Origin of the sequence: Bacillus sp. FSL W8-0223 (assembly GCF_038006805.1) — a bacterium.
Lineage (GTDB): Bacteria > Bacillota > Bacilli > Bacillales > DSM-4216 > Bacillus_O > Bacillus_O smithii.
The window spans coordinates 1,365,373-1,378,655 of the sequence record NZ_JBBOVX010000001.1; the positions used below are offsets into that span (position 1 = coordinate 1,365,373).

Genomic DNA, 13,283 nt, shown 5'->3' on the forward strand with positions numbered 1-13,283 from the left:
ATCAAACTTTTTTGACCAAAAATCATGTGAAAATTTTCGCATTTTCGCATCATGATGGATCAAGAGGTATAGCTATTATTTTGTTTGAAATCCACCATCCCCGATCTTTATTATCTATCATTGTAATCATTACTATTTTCTTATAAATTTTGAAAGATGAAAATGTTTTAGATGTAGTAGTAACAAATTAGCCATATTTAGTTCATAATTTGTTCACAAAAGATCGACCGTTGTGTTTTAATATTATATTGACGGCTTTTTATCATTTATTAGGGTGGGAGTCATAATGAGATCGACCTATTTTGAAAGAGAATTTCCAAAATTTTAGAAGAATGGCTAGAAATAACATCTATAATCATTTATATTAAAAAATAAGAACATTTTTGTTCTTTGACAAGGAGGAAAAATCGGTGTCTAATACTCGAGCCATTACCACGACAGAAAAAAATGCTCCTGAAACAACTGCCTTGAAGGATTTCATGGCGTTGATCAAAATCGGCATTGTAAATTCCAATTTAATTACAACGTTTACCGGAATGTGGCTGGCGTTCCACTTCAATAACATCCATTTTTTGACCCAGCTCGATACCATCTTTTTTACGATGTTAGGAACTTCCTTGGTCATTGCCGGGGCGGCAAGTTTGAACAATTATATTGATCGTGATATCGATCCGTTCATGGAAAGAACGAAATCACGTCCAACCGTCACGGGTAAAATCAGCAGTGGAAAAGTCTTGGTCATGAGCTTTGCTTTTATTATTTTGGGAACGATTAGCCTTTTTATGACAACGTTTACTGCTGGAGTGCTGGGAATCATCGGCGTATTTAGCTATGTTGTTTTATATACACTCTGGACGAAAAGACGTTTTGTCAGCAATACGGTTGTAGGCAGCATTTCAGGAGCGATTCCGCCGTTAATCGGATGGACCGCTGTTGATCCCCATATGAATTTGATTGCCTTTATGTTATTTGTCGTTATGTTCATTTGGCAGCCCCCTCATTTTTATGCTTTGGCTATGAAGCGCTGCGAAGAATACCGTGCTGCCGGTATACCGATGCTTCCTGTTGTAAAGGGATTTGACGTAACGAAGCGTCATATTGTTTTGTGGGTTGCGGCCTTGTTGCCTCTGCCATTCTTCATGACGTCATTAGGTCATTTTTTTGTAATTTTTGCCACTATATTAAACTTGGGATGGTTAATTCTTGGCATTTATGGATATAAAATGAAAGACAGTTTGAAATGGGCACGTATCATGTTCATCTATTCCTTGAATTATTTAACGATTTTGTTTGTAACGATGGTGATTGTGACTGTCGTGTAAGACGAACTAAGGGGTTGGGAGTTCTTTCTTTTCACGAAGAAATCCAAATAGAGGACTAGTCAACTTGACTAGAATCCAATGAAAGAGGGGTATGATGAGGCTATGAAAGCAAGGCTAAAAAAATGGCGTCTGTTTGCTGTTTTAGCTGTTTTGGGGCTGATACTTTCCGGCTGTGGGGAGCCGTTTCTATCAGCTCTGGATCCAGCTGGCGAAGTTGCTCAAACGCAATTTGATTTGATGATTTTGAGCACTGCCATTATGGTATTGGTTATTTTAGTTGTTGTAGTGGTTTATGTAGTGGCCATTTTTCGCTTTCGAAGAAAAAAAGGGGATGAAGACAAAATTCCGAAGCAGGTGGAGGGGAGCCATAAACTCGAACTGCTTTGGACGATTATTCCGATTATTCTTCTTTTGATTTTGGCCGTACCGACGGTTTCCGCTACTTTTAAATTGGCCGATAATAAAGGTTTAAATGATAAGGATGGAAAAGGGAACCCAAAAGCGGTGGTCGTCAATGTGCGAGCCAATCTATATTGGTGGGAATTTGAGTATCCTAATCAAAAGATTATTACAAGCCAAGACTTGGTCGTTCCTACTGATGAAAAAGTGTATTTTCGCGTGAAAGCCAGCGACGTAAAGCATTCATTTTGGGTGCCGGCTGCTGGTGGAAAAATGGATGCGAATGTCGACAATGTCAATACGTTCTGGCTGGAGTTTGATGGTAAGAAAGCAAAAGAAGCAGGAAACCTCTTTTACGGAAAGTGTGCTGAACTTTGCGGACCTTCCCATGCTTTAATGGATTTCAAAGTGAAGGCTATTCCTAAGGATGAATTTAATCAATGGGTCAAAGATATGCAGGCAGCTAAAGTGACAACCCCTTCTGATCCAGTCGCTGCACAAGGTCAAGAGATTTTTAAACAAAAATGCCTCAGCTGTCACGCGGTCACGCCACAGGACAATCGGCCTGAGCAAGCCCGAACTGCTCCGAATCTCGCCAATTTTGGAGAGCGCTCTCGTATTGCCGGAGTCCTTGATCACAACAAAGAAGAGTTGAAAAATTGGATACGTGATCCCGAAAAATACAAACCCGGAAATAAAATGACGGGTGCGTATGGACAATTAACAGAAGATCAAATTGACAAGCTGGCGACATACTTAATGACGCTTAAAGTGCAAGATTAAATGGGTTATCAAAAAAGGAGGGTTAATCTTTGAGTACAATAGCTGCCAAGAAAAAAGGTTTCGGCGCTACTCTTTGGGATTATTTAACGACTGTGGATCATAAGAAGATTGCCATTCTATACTTAATGGCCGGCGGACTGTTCTTTCTGATAGGCGGTGTAGAGGCCCTTCTCATCCGCATTCAACTTGCTGTGCCGAATAACGATTTCGTCAGTGCTGGAACATACAATGAATTATTTACTATGCACGGCACAACGATGATTTTCTTAGCCGCCATGCCGCTGTTGTTTGCTTTTATGAATGCAGTGGTTCCGCTTCAAATCGGAGCTCGTGACGTAGCTTTCCCGTTTTTAAATGCGTTGGGATTTTGGCTGTTCTTTTTTGGAGGACTTTTTTTAAACCTATCGTGGTTTTTAGGAGGAACGCCTGACGCCGGATGGACTTCTTATGCTTCGCTTTCTCTTGCGTCAAAAGGCCATGGCATTGATTTCTATGTTCTTGGTTTGCAAGTATCAGGATTTGGTACGTTGATTTCTGGAATTAACTTTCTTGCCACCATCATTAATATGCGGGCACCAGGAATGACCTACATGAGAATGCCGCTGTTTACATGGACTACGTTTGTTGCCTCTGCTCTGATATTATTCGCCTTTCCGCCTTTAACCGTAGGAATCTTTTTATTGATGTTTGACCGCTTGTTTGGAACTAATTTCTTTGATGTTGCAGGCGGTGGAAATACGATTATTTGGGAACATCTTTTTTGGATTTTCGGACATCCTGAAGTATATATTTTAATATTGCCGTCCTTTGGTATATTTTCAGAAATATTTGCCACTTTTTCGAGGAAACGGCTTTTTGGCTATTCGTCAATGGTATTTGCAGTCGTTTTAATCGGTTTCTTGGGGTTCATGGTGTGGGCTCACCACATGTTTACGGTTGGGCTAGGCCCGATCGCTAATGCGATTTTTGCCGTTGCCACTATGGCGATTGCTGTTCCGACAGGAATCAAAATATTTAACTGGCTTTTGACAATGTGGGGAGGAAATATCCGTTTTTCGACTCCTATGTTGTATGCGATTGCATTTATTCCTTCATTTGTCATTGGCGGGGTTACAGGTGTTATGCAAGCTGCTGCACCGGCTGATTATCAATATCACGATTCCTACTTTATTGTCGCGCATTTTCATTATGTCATTGTTGGTGGCGTTGTATTTGCCTTGTTGGCTGCTGTTCACTTTTACTGGCCTAAAATGTTTGGCAAAATGTTAAATGAGACTCTTGGGAAAATTACATTTGTTCTCTTTTTTATCGGTTTCCATCTTACTTTCTTTATTCAACATTTCCTTGGTTTAATGGGAATGCCGCGCCGAGTATGGACGTATTTGCCTAATCAGGGCTTTGATACTCCAAACTTGGTCAGCTCAATTGGGGCCGGTTTGATGGGAATTGCCGTTTTCATCTTACTGTTCAACATCATCGCTTCCACAGCCAAAGGAGAGAGAGTCGGCAATGATCCGTGGGGAGATGGACGGACAATTGAATGGGCCGTTTCTTCGCCGGCGCCATATTATAATTTTAAACAAACACCACTGATTCGTGGATTGGATGCTTATTGGCTGGAAAAAATGGAAGGGCGCAATGAACTGACGCCCGCTGAACCGATCGGTGATATTCATATGCCGAATTCATCCATACTTCCGTTCTTCATCGCTTTTGGTTTATTTGTTGCTTCTTTCGGCGTAATGTATCATGCTGATTCACCGTTGGGAATTCCAGTGTTGTTCGTTGGCTTGGCCATCACATTCGGTTCCATGTTGATCCGTTCCGTGAAGGACGATCATGGCTACCATATTCACAAAGAAGAATTGTTGGAAGATTCGGAAAAGGGGGTTAAGGCATAATGGAAGCGGAACAAAAGTTTACGCCGCAAACATGGCCCGAATTGCCTGAAAAAGCGACCATTGAAGGGAAAAATAAATTTCTTGGCTTTTGGTTGTTTCTTGGAGGCGAGACCGTCATGTTTGCCTCCCTTTTTGCAACATATATCGCTTTAAAAGATAAAGTTCCAAATCCTAATCAAGCGCATGCAAAAGAATTATTTGAATTGCCGCTCGTATTTACGATGACGATGCTTCTTTTAACAAGTTCCCTTACCAGCGTCTATGCCATTTACCATATGAGGAATTACAATTTTAAGCGCATGCAGGCTTGGCTGTTCATCACTGTACTTCTTGGAATAGGCTTCTTGGTAGCGGAAATTTATGAATTTAATCATTATGTTCATGAATTTCATCATACTTTTACCAGCAGTGCGTTCGGTTCGGCTTTTTATACATTGACCGGATTTCACGGAGCCCATGTTACTTTTGGATTGTTATGGATTTTGACATTAATGATTCGCAATGCGAAACGCGGCTTAACTCTTTACAATGCACCGAAATTTTATGTAGCCAGCTTGTATTGGCATTTTATTGACGTCGTGTGGGTGTTTATCTTTACTGTCGTATATTTGATGGGAAAGGTGGGATGAATGATGACGGATCAACCTGTCAATCAAGAAAATTCAAGAATCGACTATAAGTTTCGAAGAAGAAGAAATGCGGAAGAAATGAGAATGCAGATTGTGTCCTTCACGCTGATGCTCTTTTTAACGCTGATAGCGTTTGTGGCCGTTGGGGCGGGTTTATCGAAATGGTTTGTGCTGCCATTTGTCTTGCTGCTGGCCTGCATACAAGTGTTGTTTCAAATATATTATTTTATGCACATGAGTCATAAAGGCCATGAAGCTCCTTCACTATTTTTCTGGTCCGCAGTCTTCGTCGCATTTTTAACTGTATTGACGTTTGCGACGATTGTTTGGATCTAAAAAGTGAAAATGACGGATAAGAATGACTATTTTATCCTGATGGCAGGACTTTGTATTGGCCTACTGTTTCACTCATCTTTTGATGGATGCGGTGTGGGAAAGATTGAAGAAACGAAAAGCCAGCCATAACGGTTGGCTTTTCGGCTCATTCGATAAAACGGTAAAACCATAACGCAAAGGCAGCGAAAAATCATAAACTTGTCAATTGTTGCATTGTTCCTGTTTGGCAGAGAAAGTATAATGATATTATGGGCAATTGACGGGAATGAGGGGATGAAGCAATGCCAATCACAATATTTGGGTTTCAAGCGTTGTGGAGCCCGTATTTTTTGATGGCCATACTTTTGATGACAGTCTTTTACCTTTTGCTGATGATCAAATGGAGAAATGTTTTTCCGAACAGTAAACCTTTGACCAAAAAAGAATTATTGCATTTTATTCTGGCCATGGTGATTTTGTATGGTATTAAAGGCTCTCCCGTTGATTTAATGAGCCATATTATGTTTTCATATCACATGGTTCAAATGGCCATTCTTTGCTTGGTTCTGCCTCCGATCCTCATAAAAGGAATTCCGGTATGGTTTTGGAAATACATAATTGAATTGCCAATCATCAAGCCGATTTTTTCGTTATTGACAAAACCATTAATGGCAGCGATTGCTTTCAACGGGCTTTTTTCCTTCTACCATATTCCAGCTATTCTTGATAAGATTAACAAGAACGGGATCTTTCATGGGCTTTTCACGGTTGTCTTATTTGAATTTGCCCTTTTTATGTGGTGGCCGCTGATGAATCATTTGCCCGAACATTCGAATTTGAGCGGATTACGCAAGGTCGGATATTTAATCGCTGATGCCGTACTTTTGACCCCTGCTTGCGGATTGATTATTTTTTCCGGCCATCCTCTATATAACACGTACAGCGATCCGTCTTCTTGGCTGCAATCGATGCAATTGTGCGTTCCAACCAACACTCTAAATGGTTTGGAACTTTCCGGCCCCGAGCTGTTTTCCAATTTGCCGGTAATCGAAGATCAACAGCTTGGTGGAGTGTTGATGAAAATTATACAAGAAGTTGTTTATGGTATTGTGCTGGCCCGAATTTTCTTTGATTGGTACCGAAAAGAACAGCTTGAAGCCGATCAAATTACGGAAGCTTCTCTTCGTGAGCACCAAACGAAATGGTAGCTTAAATGAAATACGCTCAATCGGAAAGAAGATTCCCAAGAAGAGAGTCTGTTCCTTTTTAAAAGGAGCCTTTCTTATAGAACCATAAAGAATGCCCGGTTTAAAAAACATAACGGATGGAACGAAACATCATCCGGTTCATTCCCAGAGTTTTGTCATAGTCCTAAATAGAAATGCGAATGGTTATGTACATAGTAAAATGGTTAAGAAGAGAGGAGAAAGGAAATGACGCTTCCTATTTTACCTACCATTAGCACATCTTGCATTGTCATAAGTGCCGTACTAATCGGTATCGGTTGGATCAAAATTGTACAAGGAAAAAGAGATACTCATCAAAAATTGATGACGGCAGCCGCCATTTTTGCGTTGACCTTTTTTATCATTTACTTAAGCAGAACTTTGTTTATTGGCAACACAGCTTTCGGCGGTCCCGCTAATATGAAAGTTTACTATACGATTTTTTTGATTTTCCATATTTTCCTTGCGACAATCGGGGGGATTTTTGGAGCTGTTACCCTTTGGCTTGGCTACAAAAGCAAATTTGAAAAACATCGGAAAATAGGACCTGTTACGAGCATTATCTGGTTTTTCACAGCGATTACGGGGATCGCTGTGTATTTGCTGCTTTACGTATTTTACAAAGGCGGCGAAACAACTTCGATGCTAAAAGCGATCTTGGGGTATTGAGCATTATTTAGGTGCTGAAATCTAAAGAAGCGCAAAGCCGACTGAAGGTTGGCTTTGCGCTTTTTCTACACGGCGAAAGATTCAATCTCTTTTTTGACGGCGGAAAGAACGGATTCACATTCTTTCACCAAATATTCGGGATAATATTCGTCATCACCATATTCTATCCCGTGCGGATAATAATGTTTTCCAAGAATGGGTGTCATTAACTGAATGACGGCATCATGAGCCCCCACATCGCCTTCTACGGCATATCCTTGGACGCGAAGATAATATACGCCTTCTTTTAATTCAAATTTGCGATCGTATGTGACACGTTCATAATCCCACTGTCCCGCACGAATCAATCGATGTTCTTCCATAATTTCGTCCAAGCGGTTTAAATCTGCTTTGTATTTTTCTAAACCAACATTTTCAAATTTCATGGACAAATCCTCCCAAAAAAGAGTTTTAAAGAAAATTGCGAAAAGTCCATTATCTTATTTTTATAATAGTCGAAAAAAATTCTGCTTGCAAATATATCCAAGACATTTATTCAATCCATCTTTTTTATTTTCTATCGCATAAAATATTTTATGAATGATTTTCTCTGCATTGAATGTGGAACAATAGACGTAGATTTTTCGAATGCGATCATGTATGATTCTAGTGATTAAAAGAATATCCGTAAATGTTTGGAACAAGCGAAACGTCTCTTTAAAATGTTCTTTTCTGCACGACTGAGGACAACTAGTTCGGGATAATGATATTTGATTGTGACGAGTTTCAAAAGCAAAGTCTCACAAAAGCGAAAGTGGGATTTTCGATAGACGGCTTGGTTATGAAGGCTGGCATCCGAACGATTACTTGTTGCAAGCTTGAAAGAATTAGAAGGAGGGAAATGATTGCGAACGATTTTGAGAGTCCTTGTGGTTTTGAGCATCATTCTGGTGATGGGAGTTTACTTAAATCAATATGCTGAGAACCGGGGATTTTTACAGCCGCCGCTGCAAGACAACTCTCTTAAATGGAAAGGAAGCGAAGAGAAACGATCACAAGAAACACATGTGGCTGAAAAATTGCCGAAAGAAAGTTTAGCTTTTTTTATCGGAAAATCCGAACAGCAAGTCATTTCTAAATTTGGGAAACCGGTCCGCATCGATTCAACGCAATACGGGTATCATTGGTGGATTTATCAAAATCAAAATTCGTATATACAATTTGGCGTCGAACAAAATAAGGTGGTTGCTGTCTATGCCATTGGCCATGATGCAAACGTACAGCCGTTTAAAATTGGACAACGGATCGACGATATTTTTCGAACCTATTCCATGAATCCTGAAATCGTGATTAAAACTAGTGCGGGGAATTATCGATTTGAACTGTCGGAAGAGGATTTAAACCTTCAGCCGTTAGTAAAAATGGGGGGGATTTACGCTCAATTGTATTTGGATAAATTTTCAGGGACGCTATCCAGTGTACGATTTGTCAATGAAGAAATTTTGCTTCGCCAAAAACCGTATGAGCTGATATACCAAGGAGAACTTCCTGAATGGCCGAATCCGACGGCTGGTCAATGGAACATGATCGAAAAAGGTGAGCAACGACAGATTTTTGATATAACGAATATGATACGAAAAGAGTTTCATCTAGAGCCGCTGAAGTGGGATGAAAAAACGGCAAATGTCGCGTTCGGGCACAGTAAAGAAATGAGCGATAAAAATTATTTTTCGCATGATTCACCGTCACAAGGAGATCTAGCGACGCGTTTAAAAGCAGCAGGGATTCCTTATCAGATGGCGGGTGAAAATATTGCTGCCCATTACGTTGACGGTCCTGCAGCCGTACAAGGATGGCTGAATTCGGAAGGCCATCGGAAAGCACTTCTGGAGAAAAATTATTCGCACTTAGGAGTCGGGGTTTACAAAACTTACTATACACAGGATTTTATTCAAAAAGAAAAATGGTAGAGGAAGTATATTGCAAACTTCCTCTTTTTCTTTCCCATTCATGATTCCCCTAATTAAAACGCTTTCGTTTTATCGAATCTTGACGATAAAAAATGTCCCAGTAGCGTGGGCAATTTTTTTTCTATTGTCCAGATAGACTTCCCCTTCTACTACAATCGTTTTTGTGCCTTTATGTATGACGTTTGCAACGGCAGTAAGGCTATCTCCCTTACCTGGGGCGATATAATGAATGTTTAAGTTGGAAGTGACCGCTCCATGACCATCAGGGGCCACATGGCTTGCTATTGTTCCCATCACGCTGTCCAAAAGAGTTGCCGTAATCCCCCCGTGAACGATACCTAAATGGTTATGAATAATTTCAGTAATAGGTATCGTGATTTCGCAATTGGAATCGGTTACGTTTTTTTGCATTCCAAGCAATCTTCCTAAATAAGGTTCATCGGAACCGATATAATTCTCATATCTTTCCAACAGCTCTTTAAGAATGGTTTTTTCTTTTTCGTTTGTTTTCTCTATTACTTGTTGAAATAACTGGAACAATGGTTCTTTCATTTTGAGCGATCCCCCCTGAAAAAGTTTTACTGTTGTTTTTCTATCTTATCACGAGATAGAAATCTTGAGAATCACTCTTTTAAGTGAAAATCATACGATGTAGTAAATGGGAAAAACAGGAGGTGATGGTTCCTTGGGCCAAAAGCAGCTGCATCCTCAAGTATTGAAATTTAAAGAATTTGTCAAAGCACACCCGAAAATTATTCAGGAAGTCAACAATAAGGATAAAACCCTCCAAGAATTTTTTGAGGAATGGTATCTGCTTGGGGAAGAAGATCCTCTCTGGGACAAATATAAAGAGAAAGCTGCTGAGCGTTCGGAATCAGATAAGCCAAAAAGTTCCAAGTGGACGGAAACGATTTTTACATCGCTTAAAAAAATAGATCCCAATCAGCTTCAGGAGCATCTCTATCATATGAATCAGGCCATTGGTGCGCTTCAAAATTTGTTGGCGCAGTTTCAAACTAATTCTTCTGCAACCCCATCTCCAAAACAATCTCCCAACAGACCGGAACAATCTTTCTTCGGTTTTCGAAAAGACTAGAAGAAAAAGGAGGAACGTTTGTGAGAAAAGAAATAGTTGATTATATTTATTCCAGAAATGAATTGAGGCAATTCTTGAGGGAACAACCGCAATGGTACCGAATTTTAAGCCGCAGACCTGAGGATTTAGAAAAATTTGAGATTCAATCGCTTCATTATTTTAAAAGGACGATCCCTCATCAAATGGAAAAATTTTCAAACGGCATTCAAATAGCAAAGATGATGATGGGCATGCTGCCATCCATCCAGAATAATGGAAACCAAGAACCGGCGGAGTGATAACGGTTCTTTTTATTTGGATCGTTCAAATGTCTAGAAGTGAATGGAATTTCATTCTTTATTTTAATGATTTTGCTGGTTCCTGCCTTCTGTCGTCATACACCAAAATGAAAATGATGGAGTTTTAACTCAACGTTTACTTGGTAAGAGAAAACAACTGCGGAAAAGCTTTTCAACTTTTTTGTATAAATGAAGATCGCTGGTAAAAACTATAAAAAAAGCACTCATTATGATCATCGATGCCATTTTGATTGGAAAAGAAGGGGAGAGATTAGACGGTTAAAGCTTTGTCAGGGAAAATAAAGGGATCTTCTCTTGCACTGAATGATTGTTTTCCGTTGTCCGATAAAGAGAGTAAATTTGTTTGCATCTTGTCACTTTGAAGACAAACGAACAGCTCGACGGCTGAAGATACAGTTGTCATCTTGACTTGAATCAAACTTAAATTGGACCATTTCGTTTTTCGTGTTGAAAAAGCTCTTCAACGGTTTTCTTTATCGAACTTCCTCAATGCAACCAATGTCCAGGGGATGAAAAGTGCCATAAAATTGAGAGTCTATGTTAACGAATTCAATATCTAGAAGGGAGGAAGTACAGGAAGTGTTTTTGCGAATGCAAAATCCATATAGTTCCTCCACATATAGTGGATCACTGCAACCCCAAGGGAGGGATCCTGTACGATTCTTATGAAGAAAATTGTTTTTATCATTTTTTTCGTTTTCATTCTTGCTTCTTGCCAGCAAAATCCGGATGTTTCGAAAACACATTCGTTAGAACAGTCGGCAAAGGCCGCCGGACAAAAGAATCCTTCTCTGTTTGTTGTCCGCCATGTCGTACGATCAAATGATCTTTATGTGGAATGCTTTGTTCCTGATATTACTTTTATGACAAAATCTAATCAAAAAAAGCGGGGAAAAGCAGTTGTTTCCATCGATGGCGTTCGCTACGGAGAATACAGAACGGCTGCTTTTATCATCGAATCGCTTCCTAGCGGCACACATTTAATCAATATCGAAATAAAGGATACTAACAATCATCCTTTAGGATTAAGAAAGCAATTTTATGTGACCGTGCCTTGATTCTTTCCTTCCATCCAAAAAACGTGATAAAATGAAGGCACGGAGGTGAGCTGTATTGCTTGCTGCAACATTAGAAACGATTGAAATAATAGAAGAAGCCGAGAAATTGGCTGAGATGATTGTTCAATCTGATATCGCCGAACAATATCGAAAGTGTTACGATCGACTATATACAACTCCATCTACTAAAGAAAAAATCAACCGCTTTTCCAGGTTGAAAGAACGATATGAAGAAGTACAGCGCTTTGGACGCTATCATCCTGATTATGCGGATGTGATGAAAAATATCCGTGAAGCGAAAAGAGAAATGGATCTGGATGAAAATGTCGCAAATTTTCGGAAAGCGGAAAATGCATTGCAACAATTATTGGATGAGGTCAGCCTGTTGATTGCTCATTCCGTGTCACCGCATATTAAAGTACCGGTTGGTAACCCCTTTTTCGAGAAATCATCTGGTTGCGGGTGCGGTTCAGGAGGAGCTTGCAGCTGCTCTGCGTAAATTTCATACTTTCAAAAAAGCAAAGCAACAAACGCGTGCTTTGCTTTTTGAATCCCTTAAACAGGCGCCTAAGAACATTGATTGCAGTAAAAAAAAGTGATAGACTGAATGTGAATATTCTGAAAAAATGAGGAGATGCTATGTTTACAGCAAGACAAGCGATGATCGTTTGGCTCTATAGTTTAAAACAAGCCAAGACGTTAAGAAGATATGGAAATGTCCATTATGTCTCAAAAAAAATGAAGTATGCGGTTGTGTACTGCAACCAAGATGAAATAGAAGACTGCATGAAAAAAATATCCACATTACCCTTTGTCAAAAAAGTAGAGCCTTCCTTTAAACCTTTTTTAAAAACGGAATTCGAAAACTCAAAACCGGATAAAGCAAAAGAATATGATTATAAGATAGGCTTATAAAGGGAAAAAAGGGGAAGTCCTCCCCTTTTTAATTCATCGATCCGTTTTTTGCAGCATTCGCTGCAGAGAAAAAATTCCAAGATACATAGAAGCCTTTTGAACGAGGTCTTTCTTGGTTTCCTGTTTCCATTTTTTATTGAAGAGGCGGAATATAGCGATTCATCCGCAAAATGCCGATAAGATATTGATAAAACAGTTCTTTTTCGGCAAAAAATGTGGACGGTTTTACATCTAACTCAATGATTTCCTTCCCAAGCGAGGTCGCCGCACTTTTAAAATCATTCCATCGTTGAGAAGATTTATGACTAGGATGAGGAATGCCTTCTCTGCAAATATACAAAGGCTGAAACTCGCCTCGTTCTGTTGGATTCAATACGACGACAAGGGACGTTGCGGGACGGTCATCAATGGTCGTGTGAAAAGCCATTAAATGAGCTAAGCGGTGCTGATTGGATTTCGCAATTTCAATTAATTCATATAGATCGGAATAGCCTTCTCCTAGTTCAATAAATCGTTGAATCATCTTCATCCTCCGTTCTCGTTGTCATTCTCTTTCATTGTAGCGCGACTGCTTCTAGAGCTCAACATGACAATCTGAGGAGAAACGATGAATCCAAAAAAAGAGAAAAGGAGAAAAGCGCGGAGATTTCAAGAAAAGCGGACAATTTGCTAGTTTTAGGATCTTGAAAAATATTTGTCGAAAACGTCCATCAAGAATACTA

The 13,283-nt window shown here is 39.7% G+C and carries 16 protein-coding genes; 13 read left to right on the forward strand and 3 right to left on the reverse strand.

Annotated elements, in window-relative coordinates; all coding sequences use genetic code 11:
- Positions 1–410: 410 nt before the first annotated feature.
- The 7 genes from cyoE to NST81_RS06775 all read left to right on the forward strand — a co-directional run bounded on the left by cyoE (position 411) and on the right by NST81_RS06775 (position 7,244).
- Entirely contained in the window at positions 411–1,322 is a 912-nt protein-coding gene (gene cyoE / locus NST81_RS06745) for a heme o synthase (protein WP_048623077.1), read from the forward strand.
- Positions 1,323–1,424: 102 nt separating this feature from the next.
- The gene (gene coxB, locus NST81_RS06750) at positions 1,425–2,504 is read left to right on the forward strand and encodes a cytochrome c oxidase subunit II (protein ID WP_003354442.1); all 1,080 of its coding nucleotides are present in this window, start codon (positions 1,425–1,427) and stop codon (positions 2,502–2,504) included.
- A 29-nt stretch (positions 2,505–2,533) separates the two neighbouring features.
- Complete coding sequence (gene ctaD / locus NST81_RS06755; RefSeq protein ID WP_328201500.1) at positions 2,534–4,405, forward strand: cytochrome c oxidase subunit I; 1,872 nt, start codon at positions 2,534–2,536, stop codon at positions 4,403–4,405.
- Positions 4,405–5,034: a cytochrome (ubi)quinol oxidase subunit III gene (locus NST81_RS06760; RefSeq protein WP_003354444.1), complete on the forward strand. Its 630-nt coding sequence runs from the start codon at positions 4,405–4,407 to the stop codon at positions 5,032–5,034. The genes ctaD and NST81_RS06760 overlap by 1 nt, the downstream gene beginning before the upstream one ends.
- 3 nt (positions 5,035–5,037) lie before the next feature.
- Positions 5,038–5,370 (forward strand): cytochrome c oxidase subunit IVB, encoded by a 333-nt coding sequence (ctaF, locus tag NST81_RS06765; protein ID WP_048624417.1) that lies wholly within the window; start codon positions 5,038–5,040, stop codon positions 5,368–5,370.
- Positions 5,371–5,651: 281 nt separating this feature from the next.
- Positions 5,652–6,557, forward strand: a complete 906-nt coding sequence (gene ctaG, locus NST81_RS06770; RefSeq protein WP_341029032.1) for a cytochrome c oxidase assembly factor CtaG — start codon at positions 5,652–5,654, stop codon at positions 6,555–6,557.
- A 225-nt stretch (positions 6,558–6,782) separates the two neighbouring features.
- Positions 6,783–7,244: a DUF420 domain-containing protein gene (locus NST81_RS06775; RefSeq protein WP_048623080.1), complete on the forward strand. Its 462-nt coding sequence runs from the start codon at positions 6,783–6,785 to the stop codon at positions 7,242–7,244.
- 65 nt (positions 7,245–7,309) lie between these two features.
- Here NST81_RS06775 and NST81_RS06780 read toward each other — a convergent pair whose 3' ends face one another.
- Positions 7,310–7,669, reverse strand: a complete 360-nt coding sequence (locus NST81_RS06780) for a YugN family protein (protein ID WP_048623081.1) — start codon at positions 7,667–7,669, stop codon at positions 7,310–7,312.
- A gap of 459 nt (positions 7,670–8,128) precedes the next feature.
- Between NST81_RS06780 and NST81_RS06785 the strand changes: the two genes are divergently transcribed.
- A complete protein-coding gene (locus NST81_RS06785; protein ID WP_341029035.1) occupies positions 8,129–9,193 on the forward strand; it encodes a CAP domain-containing protein in 1,065 nt (354 codons plus the stop codon).
- A gap of 69 nt (positions 9,194–9,262) precedes the next feature.
- On the opposite strand, the gene NST81_RS06790 is transcribed toward NST81_RS06785, so the two are convergent.
- A complete protein-coding gene (locus NST81_RS06790) occupies positions 9,263–9,745 on the reverse strand; it encodes a PaaI family thioesterase (protein WP_048623084.1) in 483 nt (160 codons plus the stop codon).
- A gap of 133 nt (positions 9,746–9,878) precedes the next feature.
- Here NST81_RS06790 and ylbD point away from each other — a divergent pair, with 133 nt between their 5' ends.
- The 5 genes from ylbD to NST81_RS06815 all read left to right on the forward strand — a co-directional run bounded on the left by ylbD (position 9,879) and on the right by NST81_RS06815 (position 12,561).
- Entirely contained in the window at positions 9,879–10,289 is a 411-nt protein-coding gene (gene ylbD, locus NST81_RS06795; RefSeq protein ID WP_053083227.1) for a YlbD family protein, read from the forward strand.
- A gap of 20 nt (positions 10,290–10,309) precedes the next feature.
- The gene (locus NST81_RS06800; RefSeq protein ID WP_048623085.1) at positions 10,310–10,567 is read left to right on the forward strand and encodes a YlbE-like family protein; all 258 of its coding nucleotides are present in this window, start codon (positions 10,310–10,312) and stop codon (positions 10,565–10,567) included.
- A 686-nt stretch (positions 10,568–11,253) separates the two neighbouring features.
- Positions 11,254–11,646, forward strand: coding sequence for a lipoprotein (locus NST81_RS06805; RefSeq protein ID WP_048623086.1), 393 nt, complete (start codon positions 11,254–11,256; stop codon positions 11,644–11,646).
- Positions 11,647–11,701: 55 nt separating this feature from the next.
- Positions 11,702–12,145: a YlbF family regulator gene (locus NST81_RS06810; RefSeq protein WP_003354456.1), complete on the forward strand. Its 444-nt coding sequence runs from the start codon at positions 11,702–11,704 to the stop codon at positions 12,143–12,145.
- A 140-nt stretch (positions 12,146–12,285) separates the two neighbouring features.
- Positions 12,286–12,561: a YlbG family protein gene (locus NST81_RS06815; protein WP_048623087.1), complete on the forward strand. Its 276-nt coding sequence runs from the start codon at positions 12,286–12,288 to the stop codon at positions 12,559–12,561.
- Positions 12,562–12,694: 133 nt separating this feature from the next.
- Here NST81_RS06815 and NST81_RS06820 read toward each other — a convergent pair whose 3' ends face one another.
- On the reverse strand, positions 12,695–13,084 hold the full coding sequence (locus tag NST81_RS06820) for a DUF7147 family protein (protein ID WP_048623088.1): 390 nt from the start codon (positions 13,082–13,084) through the stop codon (positions 12,695–12,697).
- Positions 13,085–13,283 lie beyond the last annotated feature (199 nt).

Excerpts from the sequence above, each read along its gene's own strand:
- coxB (WP_003354442.1), top strand. The coding sequence starts at position 1,425 with ATGAAAGCAAGGCTAAAAAAATGGCGTCTGTTTGCTGTTTTAGCTGTT.
- NST81_RS06760 (WP_003354444.1), top strand. The coding sequence starts at position 4,405 with ATGGAAGCGGAACAAAAGTTTACGCCGCAAACATGGCCCGAATTGCCT.
- ctaF (WP_048624417.1), top strand. The coding sequence starts at position 5,038 with ATGACGGATCAACCTGTCAATCAAGAAAATTCAAGAATCGACTATAAG.
- ctaG (WP_341029032.1), top strand. The coding sequence starts at position 5,652 with ATGCCAATCACAATATTTGGGTTTCAAGCGTTGTGGAGCCCGTATTTT.
- NST81_RS06775 (WP_048623080.1), top strand. The coding sequence starts at position 6,783 with ATGACGCTTCCTATTTTACCTACCATTAGCACATCTTGCATTGTCATA.
- NST81_RS06780 (WP_048623081.1), bottom strand. The coding sequence starts at position 7,669 with ATGAAATTTGAAAATGTTGGTTTAGAAAAATACAAAGCAGATTTAAAC.
- NST81_RS06790 (WP_048623084.1), bottom strand. The coding sequence starts at position 9,745 with ATGAAAGAACCATTGTTCCAGTTATTTCAACAAGTAATAGAGAAAACA.
- NST81_RS06805 (WP_048623086.1), top strand. The coding sequence starts at position 11,254 with ATGAAGAAAATTGTTTTTATCATTTTTTTCGTTTTCATTCTTGCTTCT.
- NST81_RS06815 (WP_048623087.1), top strand. The coding sequence starts at position 12,286 with ATGTTTACAGCAAGACAAGCGATGATCGTTTGGCTCTATAGTTTAAAA.
- NST81_RS06820 (WP_048623088.1), bottom strand. The coding sequence starts at position 13,084 with ATGATTCAACGATTTATTGAACTAGGAGAAGGCTATTCCGATCTATAT.